Below are 24,997 nucleotides of genomic sequence, written 5' to 3' on the forward strand. Positions count from 1 at the left end.
TTTCCTGCCTGCTCGCCCATGAACCTACAGATCGTTGTCGAAAGGATGCCGGCATGACGCCGCCGCGACTGGCCGTGGCGGACGTTGCGGCCGAGTTCGTGGAGATGCGCCCGGGCGGCGTGTACTGGGCCGTGGCCGCCGGCAGTGCGCCGGCCGATCTGCTCGGGGCGGGCACTCTGGCGGCCGCGACCGACCTGGACGAGGCGCTGCTGGTGACCTTGGGGCGTACCGTCGAACCCCTGCTGGCCTTGTTGCAGCCCGACCAGGGGCCGGCGCGCGTGCGCCTGTTCCAGCGCTCGCACCCGGGCATGCAGCAGGCCCTGCGCAGCCTGCCGGGCGATCTGCCGCGCGCCTCGTCGGCGGCTACCGCGCTCAGCATCGTGCAGTTCCCGGTAGCGGCGCTGGATGGCTGGGACGATGCGCGCCTGGCGCGCTGGTGCCAGCAACTGCAGCAGTGGGCGCAGCGCGCCGGCCAGGTGCTGCTGCTGCTGTGCCACGGCGAAGTGGCCACCCTGGCGCCGCGCCTGCTGCCGTTGAACCGCAGCTGCGCGGGCGTGGCCCAGTTGCACCCGCACCGGGGCGCACTGCAGCTGCTGCTGCACTACTGGGCCAACAGCCATGGCGTTGTGGCCCAGCGGGCATTCGCGGTGGAAGCGGTGGGCAACCAGTTGCAACGGATCGCCGATGACCAGACCGACGCGGTGAGCGTGGCCGGTGATGGCGGCAGCGACTGTGATCTGTTTCTGGCCCAGGCCGATGTGCTGGAAGGCGCACCGCCGTTGTCGTCGGCGTGGAAGCTGTACGACGGCTGGGCGGGGTTGATGCCGGCCGCGCTGCGCGCCAACGAAGCCACGGTGGTGCTGGCCATCAATGAAAACGCGCAGGTGGACGCTTTGGCCCGTCTTCTGCACCGCCTGCGCCGCGAGCGCGGCGATGCGCTCAAGCTGGTGGTGCGCGAGCTGCAGCCCTGCCTGCGCTATGCCGACGAACGCCTGCTGCTGCAGTGTGGCGGCAGCCTGGTGGTGCCGGCGCACACGCCGCTGCCGCGCCTGCTGACCCTGCTCGATGCCGTGCAGCGCCAGCGCTGGCAGGGGCAACTGGCCGATGACCCGGAACCGCTGATCCGCTCGCACCGGCCGCCGCCGATCAGTGGCCTGGTCAGCGTGGCCCGCTTCCGCCAGATTGCCGGCGAGCGCATCGATCTGGATGGCAGTGCGGTGGAAAGTGCGGTGCTGGCGCTGCAGCCGGTGGCCGGCCTGCGCGCCGAACAGACCCTGCAGCAGCTGCGCATCCGTCGCCAGGGCGACGTGGTCTGCGTCTATCGCGGGCAGGTCCGCCTGTTCCTGTTCGGCTGTCGCCGCGATGCCATCGAGCAGGCGCTGTCCAACCTGTTCCGCCTGCCGTGGCGCGAACTGTTCGACGGCTACCAGCGCCTGGCCGAATACGATCTGGCCTCGATGAATGCCACCGGCAGCGACCCCGAAACCGAGCCGTTGCCGCCCCCTGACGCCACGCCCGAGCCGGCGCCGGTGCAGGTGGCGACGTTTGCTGAACCGAAGCCACTGCGGCTGGGAGAGGATGCATGACCACCGACCAGCAGCTGTGGACGTTGATCGTTGCCTGCGCGGTACTGATGATTCCCTTTGGCGCCATGCTGGGCGCGCTCTGGCGCATGGCGCGCCGCGCCGTGCAGCGTCTGCTGCCGCCGCGCCAGCTGCGCCGCGTGGGCGTGCGCCAGCGTGCGCCGCGGAGGCCTGCATGAGTCCGCAGCCGTTGCCTGCTTCGCCCTTCGCCTGGGCCGACCTGCGCGGTTGGAACCTGTATTTCCTGTCCAAGGTGGCGCTGGCCTGGATGGGCGCACTGAACCTGAAGCTGCTGCCCAACCTGCTGTTCCTGGCCGCGCTGCTGGTGCCGCTGCGCTGGCGCTGGGCGCGCATCGCGCGCACGGTGGTGGCGGTGCCGGTGGGCGTGGCCCTGTATTACCAGGACACCTGGTGGCCGCCGTTCCAGCGCCTGCTGGCGCAGCCGGGCGTGCTGGATTTTTCCGCCGACTATTGGCTGGAACTGGCGCAGCGTTTCATCAACTGGCAGATGGTGGCGGTGCTGTCGCTGCTGGTGGTGGGCTACGTACTGCTGAAGCCGTGGCTGCGGGTGACCACGCTGAGCGTGCTGGGCATGCTCGGCATGGCCGTGCTGGCCCTGCCATTGCCGGCGGGCTGGGGTTGGGGGCAGGGCCAGACCGTGGCGGCCACCGGCACCGGCGGGGCAGCCACGCGCGCGCTGGCACCGGCCAGCAACGATACGCTCAACGCCTGGCTGGCCAGCTTCTACCAGCAGCAGGCCACGCTGAAGACCACCTTCCCGGCGCCGGCCAGCGGCGCACCGTTCGACGTCATCATCCTCAACATCTGCTCGCTGGCCTGGAGCGATCTGGATGAAGTCGGCCTGCGCCAGAACAACCTGCTGGACCACATGGACGTGGTGTTCGACGATTTCAATTCGGCCACCGCCTACAGCGGCCCGGCAGCGATCCGCCTGCTGCGCGCCAGCTGCGGCCAGACCTCGCATACCGCGCTGTTCGACCCGGTGCCGGCCGAATGCCAGTTGTTCTCCAACCTGCAGCGGCTGGGTTTCCAGAGCGAACTGGCGATGAACCACGACGGCCACTTCGACGATTTCATCGGTGAACTGTCGCGCTACGGTGGCCTGCAGGCCAAGCCGATGGATATCAGCGCCTTCCCGCGTGCGCTGGTGGCGTTCGACAAATCGCCGCTGCGCCGCGATGGCGATGTGCTGATGGGCTGGTTGAAACAGCGCCAGGCCGAATCCAGCCCGCAGGTGGCCCTGTTCTACAACACCATCTCGCTGCACGACGGCAACCGCATCGTCGGCGCCGATGGCCGTGCCGCCGCCGCCGATTACAAGGCGCGCGCGAACATGGTGCTGGGCGACATGGCAGGTTTCGTCGATGCGGTGGAAAAGAGCGGGCGCCGCGCGATGATCGTGGTCGTGCCCGAGCACGGCGCAGCCCTGCATGGCGACCGCATGCAGATTCCGGGCATGCGCGAGATTCCCAGCCCGTCCATCACCCATGTGCCGGTGGGGGTGAAGCTGGTCGGCATGGGCGCGCCGGCCGCCGGTGGTCCGCGCCACGTGCCCGAACCCAGCAGTTTCCTTGCCATTTCCGAACTGGTGTCGCGCGTGTACGCGTTGAATGCGCAGTCGCCGCCGGCTGATCGGGATTGGAACAGCCTGCTGCAGGGCCTGCCGCAGACCCCGTCGGTTTCGGAAAACGAAGGCGCCAAGGTCATCGATTACGACGGCAAGCCGTGGCTGCAGCTGCAGGGCAGCCAGACCTGGAGCCCCTACCCGGAGGACAAGCGCTGATGGCCGACATCCTGGCGGTGCCTGCCACCCTGTCGGTGGAACAGGACGATATCGACCTGCTGCGCCGCAGTCTGGCGATGCCGGACATGCGGTACGTGGATTTTTCCGCGAACAACGAACGCGCCCAGGCACTGGCGCGCTGGCCGCTGCTGGCCGAGCTGGAGCGCCTGCCATGACGTTGACCCTGTCACTGCAGGGCGTGCGCGGCGGCACCGGGGTGACCACGGTGCTGGCTGCATTGGGCCAGGCCCTGCATGCGCAGGGCCTGCGTGTGCTGCTGGTGGAAATGAGCCCGGACCAGATGCTGGGCCTGCACCTGGGCCTGGCCGCCGGCGAGCGCGCCGGCTGGGCCCGCGCCCAGCTGGACGGTGCTGACTGGCGCGCGGCCGCATTCGCCTGTGCGCCCGGGCTGGCCGTGCTGCCCTATGGCCAGGTTGATGCCAGCGAAGCCCTGCAGCTGGAAGACGCGTTGGCGGCAGCGCCACAGACCTGGGCCGAGCGCCTGCCCACGTTGTCGGCACAGTTCGACTGCGTGCTGTTCGATCTGCCGCAGCGCCTGCCCGCGCATGTGGCGGCCATCAACACCCACGGTGGGTGCCGCCTGCCGCTGCGCCTGGCCTGCGTGGACCCGGCCAGCCACGTGCAGCTGCACCGCCAGCGCGAGGATGAGCGGCGCCTGCTGGTGAACCGCTACGACCCGGCCGTGCAGGTGCAGCGCGACCTGATGCAGCTGTGGCTGCACAGCCATGGCGCCGGCCTGCTGCCGCAGCCGCTGCACGAGGATGCGCAGGTGCCGGCGGCGCTGGCCAGCAAGCAGCCACTGGGCCAGCACGCAGCCGATTCGCTGGCCGCCGCCGATGTGCAGGGGCTGGCCCTGTGGTGCCTGGCGGAAGCGGCGCGCCTGCAACGAGCCGAGGCTGGCCGGCGATGATGAGCCAGCGGGTCTATTACCTGGACTGGGGGCGGCTGCGCCACCGCGTGCATGCGGCCTGGCCGACCCGCGCGGTGCTGTGGCTGCTGCAGGCCCTGGGCTGGGCGCTGCTGCGCCTGGAAGGACCCGCCTGGCAGGGCCTGGCACCGCGGCTGCGCGCCGCGTTCCCGCAGCTGCAGGGCGACCGCCGCTGGCGCCCGGGCGACCCGATCCGACTGCTGGTGCAGGCGCTGTGGCTGTCGGTGGTGCGCCTGGTGCCGCGCCGATCGCTGCGCCGGCAGCGGCTGGCGCGCGCACGCCAGCAGCGCATCGCCGAACTGCGCGGCGCGGCCGGTCGCGGCCACGTGCGCTACCTGCGCACCATGCGCGATGCCCCCAAGGATGTGTGGAACAGCCGGTTCATGGCCTGGGCCGGCGAGCGCGTGCGCGCCCTGTCGCCGCGCGCGCGGCGCTGGGCGACGGCGGCCATCGGTGTTGCCACCCTGGGCCTGGCGCTGCTGTGCGTCACCCAGCCCTTCAGCTACCTGGCGCAGTTCGTGTTCGTGCTGCTGCTGTGGGCCATCGCCCTGCTGGTGCGGCGCATGCAGGGGCGCTACGCCACCCTGGTTCTGGTGGTGCTGTCGATCACCGTGTCCTGCCGTTACCTGTGGTGGCGCTACACCGCCACGTTGAACTGGAACAGCACCTTCGACCTGGTCTGTGGCCTGATCCTGCTGGCCGCCGAAACCTATTCCTGGCTGGTGCTGATGCTGGGCTACGTGCAGGTGGCCTGGCCGCTGCGTCGGCGCCCGGCGCCGCTGCCGGCCGACGTGCGGCAGTGGCCCACCGTCGATGTGCTCATTCCCACCTACAACGAAGACCTGTCGCTGGTGCGGCATACGGTCTACGCCGCGATGGGCCTGGACTGGCCGGCCGACAAGCTGCGCATCCATATCCTGGACGACGGCAAGCGCGAGGAATTCCGCGCGTTCGCCGAACAGACCGGGGTGAACTACATCACCCGCACCGACAATCGCCACGCCAAGGCCGGCAACCTGAACCATGCGCTGACTCTGATCGACGGTGAGCTGGTGGCCATCTTCGATTGCGACCACCTGCCAGTGCGTTCGTTCCTGCAGGTCACCTGCGGCTGGTTCGGCCGTGACCCGAAGCTGGCGCTGGTGCAGACCCCGCACCATTTCTTCTCGGCCGACCCGTTCGAACGCAACCTGCAGGTGTTCCGCAGCGATCCCAACGAAGGCGAGCTGTTCTACGGCCTGGTGCAGGATGGCAACGACCTGTGGAACGCCGCCTTCTTCTGCGGCTCGTGCGCCGTCATCCGCCGCGAGGCGATCGATGCCATTGGTGGCTTCGCCACCGAAACCGTCACCGAAGATGCGCACACCGCGCTGCGGCTGCACCGCAATGGCTGGAACTCGGCGTACCTGCGCATTCCGCAGGCGGCGGGCCTGGCCACCGACAGCCTGGGCGCGCACGTGAACCAGCGCATCCGCTGGGCACGCGGCATGGTGCAGATCTTCCGCATCGACAATCCGCTGATCGGCAAGGGCCTGAGCCTGTTCCAGCGGTTCTGCTACGCCAACGCCATGCTGCACTTCCTGGCCGGCATTCCACGCCTGGTGTTCCTGACCGCGCCGCTGGCGTTCCTGCTGCTGCACGTCTACATCATCTATGCGCCGGCACTGGCCATCCTGCTGTTCGTGGTGCCGCACATGGCCCATGCCAGCCTGACCAACGCGCGCATCCAGGGCAAATACCGCCGCCCGTTCTGGGGCGAGGTGTACGAGACCGTGCTGGCCTGGTACATCGCACGGCCGACCACGGTGGCCTTGTTCAGCCCCGGCCGCGGCAAGTTCAACGTGACCGACAAGGGCGGCACCCAGGATGGCGACCGCTTCGACTGGCGCGTGGCACGGCCGTACCTGGTGCTGGCGCTGCTGAACGTGGCCGGCCTGTGCTTCGCGGTCTGGCGCTTCATGCACGGCCCGGCCGATGAGCGCGGCACGGTGATCGTCAGTTCGCTGTGGGTGCTGTACAACCTGCTGATCATCGGCGGTGCGCTGGCGGTGGCCGCCGAAGTGCAGCAGGTGCGGCGCACGCACCGCGTCACCACGCACCTGCCGATGGCCCTGCAGGTGCCCGATGGGCGCCGCCTGCGTGGCGTGCTGCAGGACTATTCCAACGACGGCGTGGGCGTGGAGCTGGGCAACGACCCCGGCCTGGCCGAAGGCGCGCGGGTACACGTGCTGCTGGGCCGTGGCCGCCGTGAGTTTGCTTTCCCCGCACGCGTGCAGCGCACCATGGGCCACCGCCTGGGCCTGCTGCTGCAGTTCGACAGCGAACGCCAGCGCGTGGAGTTCGCCCAATGCACCTTCGCCCGTGCCGATGCCTGGCTTGACTGGCATGCCGGCTACCAGCCCAAGAGCCTGCCGCGCAGCCTGTGGAGCGTGCTGGTGCTGGGCTGGCGCGGTTACCGGCGGATGGGCGATTTCGCCCCGTTCGACCTCGACCGGCCCGTGCACTGGAGCCGGCGCCTGCTGCGCTGGATGGCCAGCTTCGCTCCGCAACGTCCGCTTCCCTCCCACCCGGCTGACCCAGCCGCTGACCCAGGGCTTCGTCCATGAGCATTTCCTCTCCTCTGCGCTGGCTGCTGCTGCCGCTGCTGGCCCTGCCGGTCGCTTCGGGCAACAGTGCCCCCGCGCCGGCCAGCCTGCCCGCGACCACCGGATCCACGCCTGACACCGCACCGGCGCAGGTGGCCGTGCCCACGCCGGTGAATGCCGCCGTGGTGCCCGCGCCGCGGCCGGAACCGGCGCAGGCCGAAACCTGGGCGGGCAGCGCCTGGCCGTGGCAGCGCGAAAGCACGTTTGCCGAGCTGGGCCGCCGCCAGGATGTGCTGCTGTCGGGCGTGCGCAACACCACCACACTGGAATTCCAGGTGCGCCGCGATCGCCTGGCACGCGAAGCCGAGCTGGACCTGAGCTTCACCCCGTCGCCGTCGCTGCTGCCAACGCTGTCGCACCTGCGCGTGTACCTGAATGACGCGATGATGGGCGTGGTGCCGATCAGCAACGACCAGCTGGGGCGCCCGGTGCAGGCCAAGCTGCCGCTGGATGCGCGGCTGATCGCCGATTTCAACCAGGTGCGGCTGGAGTTCGTCGGCCACTACACCGACATCTGCGAAGAGCCCACGCACAGCTCGCTGTGGGTGAACGTTTCGAGCAACAGCACGCTGCGCCTGGGCGGCCAGCCGCTGGCCATGCAGGACGATCTGGCCAACTTCCCGCTGCCGTTCTTCGATCCGCGCGACACCGCGCGGCTGGAACTGCCGGTGATCTACGGCACCGCGCCGACCCTGGCGCAGCAGCGTGCCGGCGCGATCATGGCGTCGTACTTCGGCAGCCTGGCCGGCTGGTGGCGGCAGGCGCGCTTCCCGGTCAGCTTCGGTGCGCTGCCGGACAAGGGCCATGCCGTGGTGCTGGCGGTGAACGGCAAGTTCCCGCCGGTGATCGCCAACCATGCGCCGGTGCAGGGCCCAGTGGTGGAACTGATGGCGCTGCCGGACGACCCGCAGCGCAAGCTGCTGCTGGTGCTGGGCCGCAACGACGAGGATCTGCAGAAGGCCGTGGCGGCCATGGCCGCGGGTAACGTGCTGTTCCGCGGCAAGCGGGTGGCGATCGACCAGATCAAACCGCTGGCCCCACGCAAGCCCTACGACGCGCCCAACTGGGTGCGCACCGACCGTGCCGTGCGCCTGGGTGAACTGCTGGATTACCCGCAGCAGCTGCATGCCAACGGCGTGGCCCCGCAGCCGATCACGGTCAACCTCAACCTGCCGCCGGATCTGTTCATCTGGCGCAACCAGGGCATTCCGCTGAACCTGCGCTACCGCTACACGCCGCCGTTCGGCAGCGACGAATCGCGGTTGGGCGTGGCCATCAACGACCAGTTCATTTCCAGCTTCCCGCTGGTGCGCCGCAACGGCAAGCAGGGCCTGGAAGAAATCCGCCTGCCGGTACTGGCCGGTGACGCCGGTGCCGACGCGGGGCGCCTGCTGATTCCGTCGCTGAAGCTGGGCGACCGCAACCAGCTGCGCTTCGATTTCAACTTCGCCAGCGTGATGGGAAGTGCCCAGCGCGACCATTGCCAGACCGTGCTGCCGCCGAACCTGCAGGCGGCGATCGAAGAAGATTCGACCATCGATTTCTCCGGCTTCCACCACTACATGGGCCTGCCGGACCTGTCCGCGTTCGCGCTCAGCGGTTTCCCGTTCACCCGCATGGCCGATCTGTCTGAAACGGTGGTGCTGGTGCCAGCGCAGACCAGCGAAGCGCAGGCCAGCCTGCTGCTGAACCTGGTGGGCGGGCTGGGCGTGCAGACCGGTTACCCCGCCTACGGGCTGCGCCTGTCCAACGATTGGAAGCAGGCCAGCACCTTGGATGCCGACCTGTTGATGCTGGGCGCACTGCCCGATGAACTGCGCGGCAGCGACCAGCTTTCGCTGCTGATCGACGCCCAGCGCACGCGCCTGTTGAACGGCCAGTCGCCGTCGCCGCAGCAGGCGATGGAACAGGCCCGCCGTGGCAGCCGCCAGGGCGATCCGGCGGTGACCGAAGTGGCGGTGACCGCCGATGCACCGTTCGCCGCCATCGTCGGCCTGCAGTCGCCCCACCACGCACAGCGCAGCATCGTCTCGCTGGCTGCCAGTGGTGCGGCCGACTACGGTCTGCTGGACGAGGCCCTGAGTGATACCGGCAAGCGCCAGGCCATCGCCGGTTCGGTGGCGATCCTGCGCACCTCGGGCATCCACAGCCAGTTTGTGGGCGAGCACTACTACGTCGGCTCACTGCCGTGGTGGTTGCTGCTCTGGTACCACCTGGCCGATCACCCGGCGTTGCTGGCGGTGCTGGCAACGGTGGTGGTGCTGATGGTCGCCTTCCTGCTGTGGCGCACGCTGCGCTGGGTGGCTGCCAAGCGGTTGGGCCCGGACCACTGATGGCACGCGCGCGGCATCCGCTGGTCGCCGCCTCCGGCCTGGTCCTGCTGGGCCTGGCCGGCGTCGGCCCGTGCCAGGCGCAGGCGCTGCCGGCCACGCCGGGCGGCACGGTGGCCGAGCAGCGGCAATGGCTGTTGGAACAGGTGCGCATCGGCGAAGCCAGCGGCCGCCAGGGTCTGATCGAAGACGCATTGGCGCGGCTGCGCATGCTGGCCCCGGATGACCGCAGCACGCTGTTGGCGATCCTGGAAGTGCAGCTGTCGCAGCAGAAGATGGCCGACGCCGATGCCACCCTGCAGCGCCTGCGCCAGCTGGGGGCGGGCAGTCGTGAACTGGCCGCCGGCGAGCGCCTGTGGCGGGCCTACCGTGGCGATCTGCAGCAGGACCTGCAGCAGGCGCGCCTGTTCGCCGCCGGTGGCCGCAGCGACGAAGCACTGGTGATCTATCGCCGCCTGTTCAATGACGATCCGCCCGGGCTGCAGCTGGGCCTGGAGTACTGGCGCCTGCGCGGCGCGCAGGCCGATGGCCGCGCGCTGGCGATCCGCGAGCTGAGTGCGCTGGACCGCAGCTATCCCGGCAATACCGCGCTGCTGCAGACGTTGTCGCAGCTGCTGTTCGCCGCCGGTCGCGATGCCGAAGCGCTGGCCGCGCTCGAGCGCATGGGGCGCAATCCCGAAGCGCGCACGCTGGCCGCCGATGCCGAATGGGACTTCCTGCAGGACCAGCCGGCCGATGATGCCAACGTGCGCCGGCTGCAGGCCTTCATCACCCGCAATCCGAACTTCAACGACATCGCGCTGGTGCGCGAGCGCTATGCCGACCAGCACAAGCGGGTGAGCGACCCGGCCTGGCGTGCCGGCCTGCGCGGCCAGCAGTTGCTGGATCGTGAGCGCAATGCCGAGGCCGAGCGGGCCTTCCTGCAGGCCTTGCGTGGCTATCCGCGCGAAGCCGAATTCCTGGGCGGGCTGGGCATGGCACTGATGCGGCAGGGGCGCCGCGAACAGGCCATCAGCTATTTCCAGCGTGCCGTGCAGGCCACGCCGGCCGGTGACAGCACCGACAAATGGACCGACCTGCTGGCCAGTACGCGTTACTGGCTGCTGCTGGACCAGGCCGAAGCGGCACTGGCCAGTGGCAACGTGGACCAAGCGCAGGCGCTGTACGAGCGCGCGCGCCGCCAGCAACCCGGTGAGATCAATGCACAGCTGGGGCTGGTGGACGTGGCCGTGGCCCGTGGCGACGATGCCGGCGCCGAACGCCTGCTGCTGGCCGCGCAGCGCCGCGCCCCGCGCGATGCCAATGTGATCCGCAAGCTGGTGCAGCTGTACGGGCGCACCGATCCGCAGCGGCTGGAAAGCTTCATCCATTCGCTGCCGGCCGCACAGCAGAAGCTGTATGCCGAAGATCTGCGGCAACTGCAGATCAGCCGGCTGCGCGAGCGTCGCGAACAGGCGCTGGCCGCCGGCGACGCCGCCACTGCAATAAGCCTGGGCCAGCAGTTGCGCCAGGAACTGCCCGGCGATGCGTGGCTGGCCTTTGCACTGGGCAATGAACTGCGCAGCGCCGGCCGCGACGACGACGCCGATGCGGTGGTGGCCGACATGGCCGCGCGCAATGACAGCAGCGAAGCGCGCTATGCGCAGGCCTTGTACCTGTCCGGCAGCGACCGCCTGCCGCAGGCGCTGGCGGTGCTGGACAGCGTGCCGCGCGAGCGCTGGGACGAAGACATGCGTGCGCTGTCGCAGCGCCTGCAGCGGCAGCAACTGGTGGAACACCTGTGGGAGCTGCGCGCGCAGGGCCGCGAGCCGGAAGCCATCGCACTGCTGCAGCAGCAACCATCCAGCGCCGACAACAACCTGCTGCTGGCCGAATGGGCGCGCCTGCGCGGTGATGCGGCACAGGCACTGCATTACTACCAGCAGGTGCTGGCCGCGCAACCGGACAACGTCGATGCCCAGCTGGGCCAGGTGCAGGCGTGGATCGCGCAGGGCGATCTGCCGCGGGCACGCCAGCAGATGCACGACGCGCCGCCGCAGGTGGCCGACGATGCGCTGGGCCAGCAGCGGCAGTTGGCCGGCATCTGGACCGACCTGCATGAAAATGCGCGCGCGCTGCAGATCCTGCGCGGGCTGCTGGCGCGCAAGACCGAAGCCGATGCGCAGTCCTGGCGCGATGCGGCGCGGCTGGTGCGCGCCGATGATCCAGAGCAGGCGCTGGACATGTACGCCCAGGCCATGGCCGACAACGGCCTGCTGGCCCCGGCGCAGGCCACGCCGCGCGACAACCGCGCGCTCACCCTGGCCAGCCGCCAGACCGAGGGCGATGACTGGCTGCGCAGCAGCCTGCGCAGCGACGTGGACACGCTGTACCAGCAGCAGAACCCGACGCTGACGGTGATGCAGGATTCCGGCCGCCGCAGCGACGGCACGCCGGGCCTGTCGCGGCTCTCGCGTGACACCCGCATCGCCCATCTGGATGCACCGTTTGCCGGTGGCCTGGGCTGGGCGCGCATCGAGCAGGTGCACTTCGATGCGGGCCGGTTCCAGACCGGCGACGATGGCACCTTCGACGAAGATTTCGGCAGCTGCGATCTGGATCTGCTGCAGGCCGATGGCACCGCGCTGCGCGCGCCCGGCTGCAGCCGCTACGTGCACCAGCGGCGCAATTCCGGTGCCGGTTTCGCCGTGGGCTGGCGCACGCTGGACGACCGCTGGAACATCGACCTGGGCCACACCCCGTCCAACTACGTGGTGGGCAACTGGCTGGGTGGGGTCACCTTGAACGGTGACCTGGGCCGGCTGGGCTGGGGCGCCACGGTGTCGCGCCGGCCGATGACCAATTCATTGCTGTCCCAGGCCGGCGCGGTCGATCCGCGCAGTGGCATTGCCTGGGGCGGGGTCACCGCCAATGGCGTGACCTTCAGCCTGGGCTACGACGAAGGTGGCCGCAACGGTGTCTGGTCGAACTGGAGCTGGCACCGCCTGACCGGTCGCAACGTGGAAGACAACACCCGCGCGCGGGCGATGGCCGGCTGGTACCACAAGCTGATCCAGCGGCCGGACATGCGCCTGGACGTGGGCACCACGGCCATGTACTGGCGTTACCAGAAAGACCTGGGCGGCTATTCGCTGGGGCAGGGCGGTTACTACAGCCCGCAGCGCTATGCCTCGCTCAGCCTGCCCGCCAGCTTCGCCTGGCGCAGCGACAACTGGTCGCTGCGCGTGGATGCGTCCTTCAGCGTGTCCAGTGCGCGCACCGCGTCCATCAGCCGCTATCCCGACCAGGCCCTGATCGAGCGGGTGATCGCCCAGCTGGAGCCGCAGTACGGCCCGCTCACGCTCGACCCGGATGGCCTGTACACCAGCAGTGGTCGCAGCAGCGGTACCGGCTCGCGCCTGTACGCGGCGGTGGAACGGCGCCTGGGCGACCACTTCGTACTGGGCGCGGCCGGTACGCTGCAGCGCAGCCGCGATTTTTCGCCAAATACCTTCCAGCTCTATCTGCGCTATACGCTGAAGCCGTGGCAGGGCAACCTGCCGTTGCCGGTGTCCCCGCTGGTGCCCTATGGCGAATTCCGCTGATCCGCAGCGCCGCCGCCTGCTGCAGGTGGCCGCGACCCTGCCGCTGCTGGCCCACGTGGGCGCGCAGGCACAGACCGCGCCTCGCTGGCCGGCCTGGCAGGTGCTGCAGGCCAGCAGCCTGAGCCACGACGGGCGCATGATCGACCGCAGCCAGGACGACCAGCGCACCACGTCCGAAGGGCAGTCCTATGCACTGTTCTTTGCCCTGGTGGACAATGACCAGGCCTTGTTCGACCGGGTGCTGGGCTGGACCCAGGACAACCTGGCCGGCGGTGACATGGCCGCGCGTCTGCCGGCCTGGCTGTGGGGGCGCGATGGCAAGGGCGGCTGGCGCGTGCTGGACGACAACCCCGCCTCCGATTCCGATCTGTGGCTGGCCTACGCGCTGCTGGAAGGGGCGCGGTTGTGGCGGCGCCCGGCATTGCAGGTGATCGCCACCGGCATGCTGGCGCAGGTGCGTGCACGCGAGATCGTCGAACTGGACGGGCTGGGACCGATGCTGCTGCCGGGCCCGCAGGGGTTCATCGAAGACGATGCCACGCGGGTCAATCCCAGCTATCTGCCGCTGCCACTGCTGCGGCGCTTCGCCACCGTGGACAAGCAGGGGCCGTGGCAGGCGTTGGCCCGCAACACGGTGGCGCTGCTGCAGCAGACCAGCCCGCACGGCTTCGCGCCGGACTGGGCGGCCTGGCGCAAGGGCGCGTTCGTGGTGGACCCGGTGAGGGGCCCCGTGGGCGGCTACGATGCCATCCGCTGCTATGTCTGGGCCGGCATGACCGCAGCGCGCGACCCGCTGTTCCGGCCGCAGCTGCAGGCCTTGTCTGGCCCGCTGGAACGCCTGCGCAGCGGCGGCGCGATGTGGGAAAAGGTGGATACCCGCAGCGGGCAAGGGCAGGGCGAAGGCAACTACGGGTTCCGTGCCGCGCTGCTGCCGTACCTGCAGGCGCAGGGCGAAACGCAGCAGGCGCAGGCGTTGTTGGCCAGCCTGCCAACGGTGGAACAGCAACGCAGCGCCGAACCGGCCTACTACGCGCAGATGCTTACCCTGTTCGGCCGCGGCTGGATGGAAGGCCGCTGGCGCTTCGCCGCCGACGGCCGTCTGCAGCCGCGTTGGTAGGGGTTGAAACGCGGGGTCAGAGCCCTTTGCGCTGCAAAGGGATCTGACCCCAGCCGCAACCGACGGGGTCGGATCCCGTTGCGCAGCAACGGGCTCTGACCCCATTCAAGGGTCATTCCAACGCGTAGCGCAGCACGAACAGCACCGCCACCAGCCACACCGCCGGGTGCACTTCGCGCCAGCGCCCGGTACCGGCCTTCAGCGCGGCATAGGCAATGAAACCAAAGGCCAGGCCATTGGCGATGGAGTAGGTGAACGGCATGGCCAGCGCACACAACGCCGCCGGCACCGATTCGGTCAGATCGCTCCAGTCCACTTCCACCAGCTCGCGCAGCATCAGCCCGGCCACGAACAGCAGGGCAGGGGCAGTGGCATAGCCGGGCACCATCGCCGCCAGCGGCGAGAACAGCAGCGCGGCCAGGAACAGCGCCGACACCACCAGCGCGGTCAGGCCGGTGCGGCCGCCCACCTGCACGCCCGAGGCGCTTTCGGCGAAGGCGGTGGTGCTGCTGGTGCCCAGCAGCGAGCCCGCCACGATGGCCGTGCTGTCGGCCAGCAACGCGCGGCCGAAGCGCTTGGGCGCGCCCGGCAGCTTCAGCAGGCCCGCACGCCCGACCACGCCGTACAGCGTGCCGGTGGCATCGAACACTTCCACCAGCACGAACACCAGCACCACCTGCAGCAGCACCGCAATCGGCGCGCCGCCGTCGTGGTGCAGCAGGCCGGGAAGATCCAGCTGCAGGAAGGTGGGGGCCAGGCTGGGCGGCAACGACACCAGCCCCTTGAACTGCACATCGCCCAGCGCCCACGCCACGGCGGTCACCGCCAGGATGCCGATCAGGATCGCACCGCGCACGCGGCGTGCTTCCAGGATCGCAATCAACAGGAAGCCGCCCAGGGCCAGCAGCGGCGGCGCGGTATTCAGCGGGCCCAGCGCCACCAGCGTGTCTTCGTTGGCAATGATCACGCCCGACTTCTGCAGCGCGATGATCGCCAGGAACAGACCGATGCCGGCCACGATGGCCGAGCGCAACGACGAGGGAATGCCGGCCACCAGCCAGGCGCGCACGCCGGTCAGCGACAACACCAGGAACACCAGACCGGAAATGAACACCGCTGCCAGCGCCTGCTGCCACGGCAGACCGGCGGCACCGACCACGGTGAAGGCAAAGAACGCGTTCAGGCCCATGCCCGGGGCCATGCCCACCGGGAAGTTGGCGGCCAGCGCCATCACTGCCGAACCCAGCGCCGCCGCCAGGCAGGTGGCAACGAACACCGCGCCGGCATCCATGCCCGTGGTTCCCAGGATTTCCGGGTTGACGAAGACGATGTAGGACATCGTCAGGAAGGTGGTGACACCGGCCAGCAGCTCGGTGCGCACGGTGGTGCCGTGCTGCTGCAGCTGGAACAGGCGTTCGAACAGGGACATGGGGGTACTCACAACAGTGGGCGTCACCACCAACGGTGGTGACCTACCGAAAGAGAAAGGCCGCGCGAGCGCGGCCTTTCCGGTTGCCTTATTTCAGCGCCTTGAAGCGCAGGCGCTTCGGCGCGGCGTCGTCGCCCATGCGGCGGCGCTTGTCTTCTTCGTACTCGCGGTAGTTGCCCTGGAAGAACTCCACGTGCGAATCGCCTTCGAACGCCAGGATGTGCGTGGCGATGCGATCCAGGAACCAGCGGTCATGCGAGATGACGAAGGTGTTGCCCGGGAATTCCAGCAGCGCATCTTCCAGCGCACGCAGGGTTTCGATGTCCAGGTCGTTGGACGGTTCGTCGAGCAGCAGCACGTTGCCACCCTGCAGCAGGGTCTTGGCCATGTGCAGGCGGCCACGCTCACCACCGGACAGCGAACCGACCATCTTCTGCTGGTCCTGGCCCTTGAAGTTGAAGCGGCCGATGTAGGCGCGCGACTGGATCTCGATGCCGTTGATGTTGAGGATGTCCAGGCCGCCGGCGATTTCCTGGAAGACGTTGTGGTTGCCCTCCAGCTTGTCGCGGCTCTGGTCGACATAGGACAGCTTCACGGTCGGGCCGACCACGATTTCGCCCGAATCCGGCTTTTCCTGGCCGGTGATCATCTTGAACAGGGTCGACTTACCGGCACCGTTGGGGCCGATGATGCCGACGATGGCGCCGGCCGGCACCAGGAAGCTCAGGTCGTCGAACAGCAGGCGGTCGCCGAACTTCTTGGAGACGTTCTTGAACTCCATCACCGCATTGCCCAGGCGCTCGCCCGGCGGGATGAAGATTTCATTGGTCTCGTTGCGCTTCTGGTAATCGACCGACTGCAGCTCTTCCAGGCGGGCCAGACGGGCCTTGCCCTTGGTGCGGCCGCCCTTGGCGTTCTGGCGCGACCACTCCAGTTCCTTCTGGATCGCCTTCTGGCGAGCCTTTTCCTGGTTGTCTTCCTGCTTCAGGCGCTCATCCTTCTGGGTCAGCCAGTCGGTGTAGTTGCCCTTCCACGGAATGCCGCGGCCGCGGTCCAGTTCCAGGATCCACTCGGCGGCGTTGTCCAGGAAGTAGCGATCATGGGTGACGGCCACCACGGTGCCGGTGTAGCGCGCCAGGAACTGTTCCAGCCATTCCACCGACTCGGCGTCCAGGTGGTTGGTCGGTTCGTCGAGCAGCAGCATGTCCGGCTTCTGCAGCAGCAGGCGGCACAGCGCCACGCGGCGCTTTTCACCACCGGACAGCTTGCCCACGATGGCATCCCACGGCGGCAGGCGCAGCGCATCGGCGGCCACGTCCAGCTGGTTTTCCAGGGTGTGCGCGTCGCCGGCGGCCAGGATCGCCTCCAGGCGCTCCTGTTCCTTGGCCAATGCGTCGAAGTCGGCGCCTTCCTCGGCGTAGGCGGCGTACACCGCTTCCAGCGCGGCCTGGGCCTGCAGCACTTCGCCCACGCCTTCCTCCACCGCTTCACGCACGGTCTTGGTCGGGTCCAGTTCCGGTTCCTGCGCCAGGTAGCCGACCTTGATGCCCGGCTGCGGACGGGCTTCGCCCTCGAAATCGGTGTCCACGCCGGCCATGATCTTCAGCACGGTGGACTTGCCGGCGCCGTTCAGGCCCAGCAGGCCGATCTTCGCGCCCGGGAAGAAGGACAGCGAGATGTCCTTGATGATCTGCCGCTTGGGCGGGACCACCTTGGACACGCGGTTCATGGTGTAGATGTATTGCGAGGACATGAGGTCTCCGTAGGGGCGCGGCCCTGCACCCGTCCGTCAGCGGGAAGATCCCGGACGACAGCGGGCGCAGACTGAAATGGAATACCGCCAATTATAGCCGGAACCGCCTGTTCCCCGCGCCGCCCTTGGCCCCCGGGGCTGGCCGCTGCCTGAATACTGCGTCACATCCTGCGAATCGGAACCGTTTCCAGCCAATATCCGTTCAGACGCAATGCGCAAGATTGGCCTCACCACCCACCGAGCAGAGGTTTCTCATGCGCATCAACCGAATCATGGCCGGAGCCGTGGCCTCTGTTCTGGCCCTGGGCGCGGTCGCCCCGGCGTTTGCCGACAACGACCACCGTGACCGCCGCGAGTGGCGCGAAGACCGCCGTGACGACCGTCGCGAGTACCGCCACGACGTGCGCGAGGCCCGTCGCGACTACGAACGTGATCGCCGCGATGCCCGCCGCGACTGGCGCCACGACCATGGCTACCGCCCGGCACCGCCGCCGCCGCGCGTGGTCTACCGCCATGGCCCGGGCCCGGGCTACGGCTGGCAGCGTGGGCACCGCTACCGCGATTACTACCGTGGCCCGATCTACGTGGTGAACGATTACCCGCGTTACCACCTGCGTCGCCCGCCGTATGGCCACCACTGGATCCGCGACGACCGCGGCAACATGCTGCTGGTGGCCGTGGCCACCGGCATCATCGCCGACTACATCATCAACAACCGCTGATGCAGCAACGGGGTCGGAGCCCTTCCCTGCGGGAAGGAGTCCGACCCCACCAGCCCGGGGTCGGATCCCTTCCGCAAGGAAGGGCTCTGACCCCACAGCCCCGGGGTCGGACCCTTTTCCAGCGGAAAAGGCTCCGACCCCTTTCAGCACTTAGAACGCCACCGACAGATCCAGCTGTGCGCCGACATCGCGCTGGCCATCACCGCGCTGCCCCTGCATCTGCAGCGACAGACGGCTGTTGTCGGTCGGGCTGACCGCCACGCCCAACTGGGCCAGCGCACTGCGGCGGGCCAGCGGTGCGGCGGCAATGCCGAAGTCCTGCGTACCTTCCACGAAACGCGCGGTGGCCTGCGGCAGGCGATCACCGCCGGCCAGCTGCCAGCCCACGCGCGCGGTCAGCGCCGCACGGTCACGCTGGCCGCCACTGATGTCCCAGTCCGCGCGCAGCGCGGCCAGGCCGGTGCGGTAGCGGGCGGTTTGGCCATCCAGCTGCAGGGCACTGTGCCCGCCGTGCTCCTGGGCGCCGTCGCTGCGCAGCCGCACCTGTGCCAGTTCCAGTTCCGGGGTCAGTTGCAGGCGCGGACCGCCGAAGGTCCAGCCAGCACGCAGGAAGGCGGTGGTGCCGGTGGCGTCTTCGCGCGCGGCCAGGCCTTCGGACAGCGTGCTGCCCACCTGCGCGGTGCGGGTGCTGTCGGTGCGGTAGTCGGCGCGGCTGACGCCCGCACGCAGGCTCAGGCCCTGCCAGCGGTACTGGCCGTAAACGCCGTACTCGGTGCTGTCGGTCTCGGCGCGTGCATCGCGCTGGGCCAGGCGGCTGACCAGCTGCTGCTGGCCTGCGGCCACGCCCAGTTCCAGTGCATCGCCGAACATCCAGCCAGCGCCGGCCATCAGCCCGTGCTGCGAACTGCGCAGCCCGGCGTTCTGCGCGCTGGCATCGGTACGCCGCTGGCTGCTGCTGCCGGCCACCCAGGCGCGCACGCCCGGGGCGATCTGCCCGGCCATCGCCGCACCATCCAGATGGCGGTCAATGCCATCATGCAGGAAGCGGTTCTGCAACAGGGCGCCGCGGCTGGCCGCATGGATCTCGCCGGACAGGCTGTCGAACGCCGGCACCACATCGGCCACGTCCAGGCGCACCACCGCGTCATAGACCGCGTTGCCATCGCCCAGCGCTTCCACTGCGCCGGCCACGGCCTTCTGGTTGTCGTTCACCACAACGTCCGGGAAGGCCAGTTCGATGTCCGGCATCGCGATGTCGTTGCGGGCCAGGGTCAGGTAGACGTTGCTGGCGTCGTAGTCCAGGGTCGGGCTCAGGAAGGCGAGGGTGGTGGAGACACCCGAGAACGTGCCCTGCACGCCCTGTGCGGCGCTCAGGATCGTGTAGCGGGTACGCGGCGACCAGTCGCCATTGCTGGCCAGGGCCAGCGTGTTGCCGCCCTGCAGGGTGGCCGTGCCACCGACCAGCACGCGGTCACTGCCGCCGTCGGCGCCCATATCCAGCAGGTAGCGCGAGCCGTTTTCCATCAGCAGGTTGCCGGTCATCGACAGCAGGTCGTAGCTGCCGGTGGCGCCGGTCACGCCCGGGGCCAGGCTGGCATTGCTGCGGATGATCACGTTGCCCAGTTCACCGGTACCGGTCAGTTCGGTGCCGGCGGCCATGTCGACCAGGCCACCGATGCTGCCGCGCACTTCCATGGCACCGGCCTGCACGCGGGTGGTGCCGGTAAAGCCACTGCTGTCGCCCAGCAGGGTCAGCAGGCCCGCGTCCAGCTTGACCACATCACCGGCGCCGGACAGCACATTGGCGAACACGGTATGGCCGTTGCGCTGCAGCTTCAGCGTCGCGCCCGAGGCCACGTCCACCGAACCGCGGATCGCGCCGTTGCCGGCCAGCACCAGCGTGCCCTGTTCCACCAGGGTGCCGCCGTTGTAGCGGTTGTCGGCGTAGCTGGTCAGCGTGCCGCTGCCGATCTTGCGCAGCGTACCGGCACCGGTCAGGGTGCCGCTGAACAGTGCATCGACCTGGTCGGTATCCAGCGTGGCAATGCCGTTCAACTGCATGTCCACGTTGCTGGTGAAGGCGGTGTTGGTGAAGTGCAGGGTGCCGTTGTCGATCAACACGCTGGCGCTGCCGCCGCCGCGGTAGATCTGCCCGCCGGCAAGGTTCAGCGTGCCTTGCGGGCCAACGGTGAGCGAACCGCTGCTGCCGCTGGCACCGCCCAGGCCCAGCACGCCGGCAACGTTCAGTACCGCACCGTCGCTCACCTGTACCGCGCCGCTGCCGAAGTTGCCGATGGTCAGGCGGCCGATGCTGGCCGAACTGCCTGCGTCGGCCAGGCGGAAGGTGCCGTCGCCCAGCGTGTTTTCGCCCACGCCCACATCGCCGGCGGTCAGCTGCGCGCCGTCCAGCACGTTCAGTTCGGCCACGCCATTCTGGCCCACGGCAATGTAGCCGGTGCTGGCGTGCGTGCCGGCGCCGCGCAGTTCCAGCACGGCATCGGAAACGCCGGCGGTGTGGCGCTGCTGGGCCAGCTGGGTGCTGCCCAGCACGGTCAGCGTCGCGCCGTCTTCAACCACCATGCGGCCGGTGCCGGTGAAGCCGATCAGCAGGTCGCTGTTGTTCAACCAGCTGGAACCGCTGCCGGTTACCAGTGCTTCGCCGTGGGCCACGGAGGCGTAGCTGCCCAGGCGCGCCACGCCGGTCTCGAAGCTGCCGCCGGCGCGTACGTTCACTGTGCCCGCGCCCTGTGCGCCCACGTGGATCAGATCGGTCGCGAAGCGCGAACCGGCATCGGCCACGGTCAGTACGCCGGTGCTGCCCAGTTCCGAGGCCACCCACGTGCCCTGCGCATTGTCCACTTCGCCCCCGTCCAGCACGTCCAGCGTGCCGTTGCCGAGGTGGCCGACGCCGATGCTGTTGTTACCGATCCACTTCGATCCCACACCGGTCACCGTTGCATGGCCGATCGAGCCGGCCTCGGCGGCGATGAAGATGGCGGTGCTTTCGAGGATGCCGCCATTGCGGATCAGCAGTTCGCCGCTGCCGGCGTGGCCGACGTCGATGCGCCAGGACACGGCGTTGGGCACATCCACCACGACTTGGGTCGGGCTGTCGATGTACGCGTAGTTTTCAACGGTCAGCTGCGGGGTGCCGTTGGTCCAGCCGCCCGGCGCGAACCAGGTGCCGTCCAGTACCGAGGGATCGCGCTCGGTGATGACCGTGGCCTGCGCGGCGGCCTGGCCGCTCATGGCCAGACCCACGGCCAGCGCCAGCAGCGAGGTGCAGGCCGCACGGCGGCGGGTGGAAGCAGTGGTGCGACGAACAGCCAGCGTCATTGCCGGCGAAGCCTGGTACGAATGGATCACGCGTGATTTCCCCTGTTTGGACAGGGCGTATCGGCCGCGGATCGGCAGGCTTTAGGTTGATGAATGAAAAAACATGAAATAGCAAGGAAGCCGGTCACGCTTCCTTGAATTGGGTGGCCGGGCCGCGCGAGGCGCCTGCGGGGCTGCCGGCACGCAGCAGGGCCAGCACATCATGCCATGTACGCCGCGCCAAGCCCCGTTGGCCGCGGTCGCCGCCGCCCCCCGGCGCGCTTACAATTACGGGCCCGCTGTCCCCCTACTGCCTGGAGTGACCGATGTTCCCGCGTGACGTCCGCATCGAAACCTACGATCCCGAACTGGCCAAGGCCATCGCCGCCGAAACCCAGCGCCAGGAAGACCACGTCGAGCTGATCGCCAGCGAGAACTACACCAGCCCGGCGGTGATGGAAGCCCAGGGCAGCCAGCTGACCAACAAGTACGCCGAAGGCTACCCGGGCAAGCGCTACTACGGTGGCTGCGAATACGTGGATATCGCCGAGCAGCTGGCGATCGACCGCCTGAAGCAGCTGTTCGGCGCAGACTACGCCAACGTGCAGCCGCACAGCGGTTCGCAGGCCAACCAGGCCGTGTACTTCGCCCTGCTGCAGCCGGGTGACACCATCCTGGGCATGAGCCTGGCCCACGGCGGCCACCTGACCCACGGTGCCAAGGTCAATGCCTCGGGCAAGCTGTTCAATGCCGTGCAGTACGGCGTGAACGACCAGGGCCTGATCGACTACGACGAAGTCGAGCGCCTGGCCCTGGAGCACAAGCCGAAGATGGTCGTAGCCGGTTTCTCGGCCTATTCGCAGGTGATCGACTGGGCGCGCTTCCGCGCCATCGCTGACAAGGTCGGCGCGTACCTGTTCGTGGACATGGCCCACGTGGCCGGCCTGGTCGCCGCTGGCGTCTACCCGAGCCCGCTGGAACACGCGCACGTGGTCACCTCCACCACCCACAAGACCCTGCGCGGCCCGCGCGGCGGCATCATCGTCGCCAAGGGCGCCGACGAAGACCTGGTCAAGAAGCTGCAGTCGGTGGTGTTCCCGGGCATCCAGGGCGGTCCGCTGATGCACGTCATCGCCGCCAAGGCCGTGGCCTTCAAGGAAGCGCTGGAGCCGGGCTTCACCGCCTACCAGCAGCAGGTGGTGAAGAACGCCCAGGCGATGGCCGGCACGCTCATCGCGCGCGGCTACAAGATCGTCTCCGGCGGCACCCAGAACCACCTGATGCTGGTCGACATGATCGGCAAGGACGTGTCCGGCAAGGACGCGGAAGCCGCGCTGGGCAAGGCCCACATCACCGTCAACAAGAACTCGGTGCCGAACGACCCGCGTTCGCCGTTCGTGACCTCGGGCCTGCGCCTGGGCACCCCGGCGGTCACCACCCGTGGTTACGTCGAACAGGACTGCGTGGACCTGGCCAACTGGATTGCCGACGTGCTTGACGCCCCGGCCGATGAAGCCGTCATCGCCCGCGTGCGCGACGCCGTCAGCGCGCAGTGCCGCAAGTACCCGGTCTACGGCTGATTGCCGCAGGGAAGGGCCGGGGTCGGATCCCTTTCCGAAGGAAAGGGCTCTGACCCCACCAGCCGACCCCGGGGTCGGATCCCTTCCCGCATGGGAAGGGCTCTGACCCCGCCAGCAGGAACCCCGCGCATGGACGAGCGCCGTCTCAAACACATCTACATCGCCCTGGCGGTGCTGTTCGGCCTGCCCAGCCTGCTGCTGGGCGCGGTCGGCGCCTTCATCGCCGCCATGATGGGCGTGTTCGCCTTCATCCGTGTGGACGCAGACAGCCTGCGCTTCGGCAGCGGCCTGCTGCTGTGGGGGCTGGCCGGGCTGTCGGGCCTGCTGGCCTGGGTGATGCTCAGTACATTCTGGCTGCGCGGGGGCTTCGCCGGCCTGCGCGCGGCCTGGTCGGGCTGGTGGTGGCAACTGGCCCTGGGCATGCTGGCCACGCTGCCGATGCTGGTGCTGGCACTGACCTATTTCTCCGAACTGGGCCTGACCGTATTGAACAGCCTGTTCGCCGGGCCCTCGTTGCTGGTGCCGGCGACTGTGCTGTTCTGGCTGCGCTGGCTGGGCCCGGCATCGTCCGCCGCGCAGGGCCGCGACCATGCGTGAGCGCACGCATCGGCGCATCTACATTGCGCATGGCCTGCTGCTCGGGCTGCCCGCGCTGCTGGCCGGCGGCCTGGTGGCGGGCTTCGGGGTCTATACCTTCCTCACCCGCAGCGCCTTCATGCGCGGCGACGAGGGCACCGTGCTGTTCCTGTGGTCGGCGTCCGGCCTGGCGGGCCTTGTCGGCTGGCTGTGGCTGAGCGTGTGCTACCTGCGGCAGGGCCGCCGGGCATTGCGGCACACCCACGCGCTGCCGTGGATCGGGCTGGCGCTGGGCGGGCTGGCGGCGCTGGGCGTGGTGGGCTACATCGGGTTTGCCTGGGCCACCGGCAGCCCATGGCAGGTGCTGGGCTACCTGCTGCTCGGGCCGCCGCTGCTGGTGCCGGCAGCGCATCTGGCGTGGTTGCGCTGGGGCGCGACCGACGCTGTGTGACGGGTGGTTGGACGTTTCAAAGAAATTGCATGGTGTGCTGCAGGCGTCAGGACTAGGGTCTTCCGAGCTACTGAAAGGAGCCCCCGATGCAATCCTGGCGCCGCCGACACGGCCTCTACCTGTTTCTCCACAGCCTTCTTTTTTCCATTCCCTGCGCGTTGGCCGGATTGTTGGGTTCGCTGCTGCTGCTGCTGGGGGTATGGGCGCAGGGCGGTGACAACAGCGCAGTTCTTGGATTGCTTGCGCTGTGGGGTCTGCTGTCTGTGACGGCGATCCCACCTGTTTACCAGCTCGTAAACACGTGGCAGCTGCGCGGACCGGATGGATTGAAGCCCGCCGCGCCAGTGCTGGGGACGCTCTTTCTAGTGTCAGCTGCTCAGGCTGTGTCCGCGTTGGTGATAACAGTTTCAAGTCTTGGAGTGCATCCGATACTGCTGATATTGGCAATCGGTTGGGGGGCTCCCTGGATCAGCCTCGCCTGTCACCTCCGATGGCTGTCGAAAGCCAGCGGGGGCCCGTGACGTAAAACGGAATTTGCTGCGTGGGCCCTTCTCAGGTACCTTTGCGACGCTGCCATGACCGTGGCATCTAGGTTGCCCCCTGAGCCAGGCGTTTCATGCATTGCCCCTTCTGCCAACATGCCGATACCCGCGTCATCGATTCGCGCGTCTCTGAAGACGGCGCGACGATCCGCCGTCGGCGTGAGTGCGAGGCCTGCAACGAACGTTTCAGCACGCTGGAAACCGTCGAACTGAAGCTGCCGGCCATCGTCAAGAGCGACGGCACGCGCGAGGCATTCGACCAGCGCAAGGTACGCGCCGGCTTCGACCGCGCGCTGCAGAAGCGCGCGGTGCCGGAAGAAAAGATCGAAGCGGCGGTGCGCGCGGTGGTGCATCAGCTGCGCATCAGTGGCGAGCGCGAAGTGCCCTCGATCAAGGTGGGCGAGTTCGTGATGAACGAACTGCGCAAGCTCGACCATGTTGGCTATGTGCGCTTCGCTTCGGTCTACCGCAGCTTCGAAGACGTGGCCGATTTCCGCGAGGAGATCGAGAAGCTGGAACGCGACCTGCCGTCCAGCACCGAACAGCTGCAGCTGCTGGGCGATGTGATCGCCCTGACCAAGAAAAAGAAAGGCTGACGCCCCGGTAGGTGCCAACCT

18 protein-coding genes are annotated in these 24,997 nt (G+C 68.7%); 15 read left to right on the forward strand and 3 right to left on the reverse strand.

The genetic code is table 11. The annotated features are described in order from the left end of the window. The first annotated feature begins 53 nt into the window (after positions 1–53). Genes C1933_RS03085 through bcsZ form a run of 9 tightly spaced genes read left to right on the forward strand, consistent with a single transcriptional unit; the run spans position 54 to position 14,012 of the window. Positions 54–1,586 carry a BcsE family c-di-GMP-binding protein gene (locus tag C1933_RS03085; RefSeq protein WP_108752140.1) on the forward strand — a complete coding sequence of 511 codons (1,533 nt, stop codon included), beginning with the start codon at positions 54–56 and terminating at the stop codon, positions 1,584–1,586. Then, entirely contained in the window at positions 1,583–1,762 is a 180-nt protein-coding gene (bcsF, locus tag C1933_RS03090; protein WP_108748484.1) for a cellulose biosynthesis protein BcsF, read from the forward strand. The genes C1933_RS03085 and bcsF overlap by 4 nt, the downstream gene beginning before the upstream one ends. After that, positions 1,759–3,387 carry a cellulose biosynthesis protein BcsG gene (bcsG, locus tag C1933_RS03095; RefSeq protein ID WP_108752141.1) on the forward strand — a complete coding sequence of 543 codons (1,629 nt, stop codon included), beginning with the start codon at positions 1,759–1,761 and terminating at the stop codon, positions 3,385–3,387. The genes bcsF and bcsG overlap by 4 nt, the downstream gene beginning before the upstream one ends. Further along, positions 3,387–3,563, forward strand: coding sequence for a cellulose biosynthesis protein BcsR (bcsR, locus tag C1933_RS03100; protein ID WP_108752142.1), 177 nt, complete (start codon positions 3,387–3,389; stop codon positions 3,561–3,563). The genes bcsG and bcsR overlap by 1 nt, the downstream gene beginning before the upstream one ends. Then, on the forward strand, positions 3,560–4,318 hold the full coding sequence (gene bcsQ, locus C1933_RS03105; protein WP_108752143.1) for a cellulose biosynthesis protein BcsQ: 759 nt from the start codon (positions 3,560–3,562) through the stop codon (positions 4,316–4,318). The genes bcsR and bcsQ overlap by 4 nt, the downstream gene beginning before the upstream one ends. Continuing rightward, complete coding sequence (gene bcsA / locus C1933_RS03110; RefSeq protein WP_108752144.1) at positions 4,318–6,942, forward strand: UDP-forming cellulose synthase catalytic subunit; 2,625 nt, start codon at positions 4,318–4,320, stop codon at positions 6,940–6,942. Before bcsQ ends, bcsA begins: the two co-directional genes overlap by 1 nt. After that, a complete protein-coding gene (gene bcsB / locus C1933_RS03115; protein ID WP_108752145.1) occupies positions 6,939–9,314 on the forward strand; it encodes a cellulose biosynthesis cyclic di-GMP-binding regulatory protein BcsB in 2,376 nt (791 codons plus the stop codon). The genes bcsA and bcsB overlap by 4 nt, the downstream gene beginning before the upstream one ends. After that, positions 9,314–12,895 carry a cellulose synthase complex outer membrane protein BcsC gene (bcsC, locus tag C1933_RS03120; RefSeq protein WP_108752146.1) on the forward strand — a complete coding sequence of 1,194 codons (3,582 nt, stop codon included), beginning with the start codon at positions 9,314–9,316 and terminating at the stop codon, positions 12,893–12,895. The genes bcsB and bcsC overlap by 1 nt, the downstream gene beginning before the upstream one ends. After that, on the forward strand, positions 12,879–14,012 hold the full coding sequence (bcsZ, locus tag C1933_RS03125) for a cellulose synthase complex periplasmic endoglucanase BcsZ (protein ID WP_108752147.1): 1,134 nt from the start codon (positions 12,879–12,881) through the stop codon (positions 14,010–14,012). The genes bcsC and bcsZ overlap by 17 nt, the downstream gene beginning before the upstream one ends. A 112-nt stretch (positions 14,013–14,124) precedes the next feature. Here bcsZ and C1933_RS03130 read toward each other — a convergent pair whose 3' ends face one another. Together C1933_RS03130 and ettA are read right to left on the reverse strand one after the other, a co-directional pair. After that, entirely contained in the window at positions 14,125–15,441 is a 1,317-nt protein-coding gene (locus tag C1933_RS03130) for an NCS2 family permease (RefSeq protein ID WP_108752148.1), read from the reverse strand. An 88-nt stretch (positions 15,442–15,529) separates the two neighbouring features. Beyond that, positions 15,530–17,194, reverse strand: coding sequence for an energy-dependent translational throttle protein EttA (gene ettA, locus C1933_RS03135; protein ID WP_108752149.1), 1,665 nt, complete (start codon positions 17,192–17,194; stop codon positions 15,530–15,532). A gap of 254 nt (positions 17,195–17,448) precedes the next feature. On the opposite strand from ettA, the gene C1933_RS03140 reads away from it, so the two are divergent. Further along, positions 17,449–17,916, forward strand: a complete 468-nt coding sequence (locus tag C1933_RS03140) for an RcnB family protein (protein ID WP_108752150.1) — start codon at positions 17,449–17,451, stop codon at positions 17,914–17,916. Between the two features lie 150 nt (positions 17,917–18,066). On the opposite strand, the gene C1933_RS03145 is transcribed toward C1933_RS03140, so the two are convergent. Further along, the gene (locus C1933_RS03145) at positions 18,067–21,252 is read right to left on the reverse strand and encodes an autotransporter domain-containing protein (RefSeq protein WP_108752151.1); all 3,186 of its coding nucleotides are present in this window, start codon (positions 21,250–21,252) and stop codon (positions 18,067–18,069) included. 305 nt (positions 21,253–21,557) lie between these two features. Between C1933_RS03145 and glyA the strand changes: the two genes are divergently transcribed. The 5 genes from glyA to nrdR all read left to right on the forward strand — a co-directional run bounded on the left by glyA (position 21,558) and on the right by nrdR (position 24,976). After that, the gene (gene glyA / locus C1933_RS03150) at positions 21,558–22,811 is read left to right on the forward strand and encodes a serine hydroxymethyltransferase (RefSeq protein ID WP_108752152.1); all 1,254 of its coding nucleotides are present in this window, start codon (positions 21,558–21,560) and stop codon (positions 22,809–22,811) included. 129 nt (positions 22,812–22,940) lie between these two features. Then, the gene (locus C1933_RS03155) at positions 22,941–23,408 is read left to right on the forward strand and encodes a hypothetical protein (protein WP_108752153.1); all 468 of its coding nucleotides are present in this window, start codon (positions 22,941–22,943) and stop codon (positions 23,406–23,408) included. Then, positions 23,401–23,838 carry a hypothetical protein gene (locus C1933_RS03160; RefSeq protein WP_108752154.1) on the forward strand — a complete coding sequence of 146 codons (438 nt, stop codon included), beginning with the start codon at positions 23,401–23,403 and terminating at the stop codon, positions 23,836–23,838. The genes C1933_RS03155 and C1933_RS03160 overlap by 8 nt, the downstream gene beginning before the upstream one ends. A gap of 86 nt (positions 23,839–23,924) precedes the next feature. Beyond that, complete coding sequence (locus tag C1933_RS20075; protein WP_159093940.1) at positions 23,925–24,359, forward strand: hypothetical protein; 435 nt, start codon at positions 23,925–23,927, stop codon at positions 24,357–24,359. A gap of 95 nt (positions 24,360–24,454) precedes the next feature. Continuing rightward, positions 24,455–24,976 carry a transcriptional regulator NrdR gene (gene nrdR, locus C1933_RS03165; protein WP_108748499.1) on the forward strand — a complete coding sequence of 174 codons (522 nt, stop codon included), beginning with the start codon at positions 24,455–24,457 and terminating at the stop codon, positions 24,974–24,976. Positions 24,977–24,997: the final 21 nt, after the last annotated feature.

Origin of the sequence: Stenotrophomonas sp. ZAC14D2_NAIMI4_6 (assembly GCF_003086875.1) — a bacterium.
Classification (GTDB): domain Bacteria; phylum Pseudomonadota; class Gammaproteobacteria; order Xanthomonadales; family Xanthomonadaceae; genus Stenotrophomonas.

Bases quoted from the DNA above. Each gene is read 5' to 3' on its own strand.
- bcsR (WP_108752142.1), top strand. From the start codon at position 3,387: ATGGCCGACATCCTGGCGGTGCCTGCCACCCTGTCGGTGGAACAGGAC.
- glyA (WP_108752152.1), top strand. From the start codon at position 21,558: ATGTTCCCGCGTGACGTCCGCATCGAAACCTACGATCCCGAACTGGCC.
- bcsG (WP_108752141.1), top strand. From the start codon at position 1,759: ATGAGTCCGCAGCCGTTGCCTGCTTCGCCCTTCGCCTGGGCCGACCTG.
- ettA (WP_108752149.1), bottom strand. From the start codon at position 17,194: ATGTCCTCGCAATACATCTACACCATGAACCGCGTGTCCAAGGTGGTC.
- bcsA (WP_108752144.1), top strand. From the start codon at position 4,318: ATGAGCCAGCGGGTCTATTACCTGGACTGGGGGCGGCTGCGCCACCGC.
- bcsB (WP_108752145.1), top strand. From the start codon at position 6,939: ATGAGCATTTCCTCTCCTCTGCGCTGGCTGCTGCTGCCGCTGCTGGCC.
- bcsC (WP_108752146.1), top strand. From the start codon at position 9,314: ATGGCACGCGCGCGGCATCCGCTGGTCGCCGCCTCCGGCCTGGTCCTG.
- bcsQ (WP_108752143.1), top strand. From the start codon at position 3,560: ATGACGTTGACCCTGTCACTGCAGGGCGTGCGCGGCGGCACCGGGGTG.
- C1933_RS03130 (WP_108752148.1), bottom strand. From the start codon at position 15,441: ATGTCCCTGTTCGAACGCCTGTTCCAGCTGCAGCAGCACGGCACCACC.
- bcsF (WP_108748484.1), top strand. From the start codon at position 1,583: ATGACCACCGACCAGCAGCTGTGGACGTTGATCGTTGCCTGCGCGGTA.
- C1933_RS03145 (WP_108752151.1), bottom strand. From the start codon at position 21,252: ATGACGCTGGCTGTTCGTCGCACCACTGCTTCCACCCGCCGCCGTGCG.
- nrdR (WP_108748499.1), top strand. From the start codon at position 24,455: ATGCATTGCCCCTTCTGCCAACATGCCGATACCCGCGTCATCGATTCG.
- C1933_RS03160 (WP_108752154.1), top strand. From the start codon at position 23,401: ATGCGTGAGCGCACGCATCGGCGCATCTACATTGCGCATGGCCTGCTG.
- C1933_RS20075 (WP_159093940.1), top strand. From the start codon at position 23,925: ATGCAATCCTGGCGCCGCCGACACGGCCTCTACCTGTTTCTCCACAGC.
- C1933_RS03085 (WP_108752140.1), top strand. From the start codon at position 54: ATGACGCCGCCGCGACTGGCCGTGGCGGACGTTGCGGCCGAGTTCGTG.
- C1933_RS03155 (WP_108752153.1), top strand. From the start codon at position 22,941: ATGGACGAGCGCCGTCTCAAACACATCTACATCGCCCTGGCGGTGCTG.
- bcsZ (WP_108752147.1), top strand. From the start codon at position 12,879: ATGGCGAATTCCGCTGATCCGCAGCGCCGCCGCCTGCTGCAGGTGGCC.
- C1933_RS03140 (WP_108752150.1), top strand. From the start codon at position 17,449: ATGCGCATCAACCGAATCATGGCCGGAGCCGTGGCCTCTGTTCTGGCC.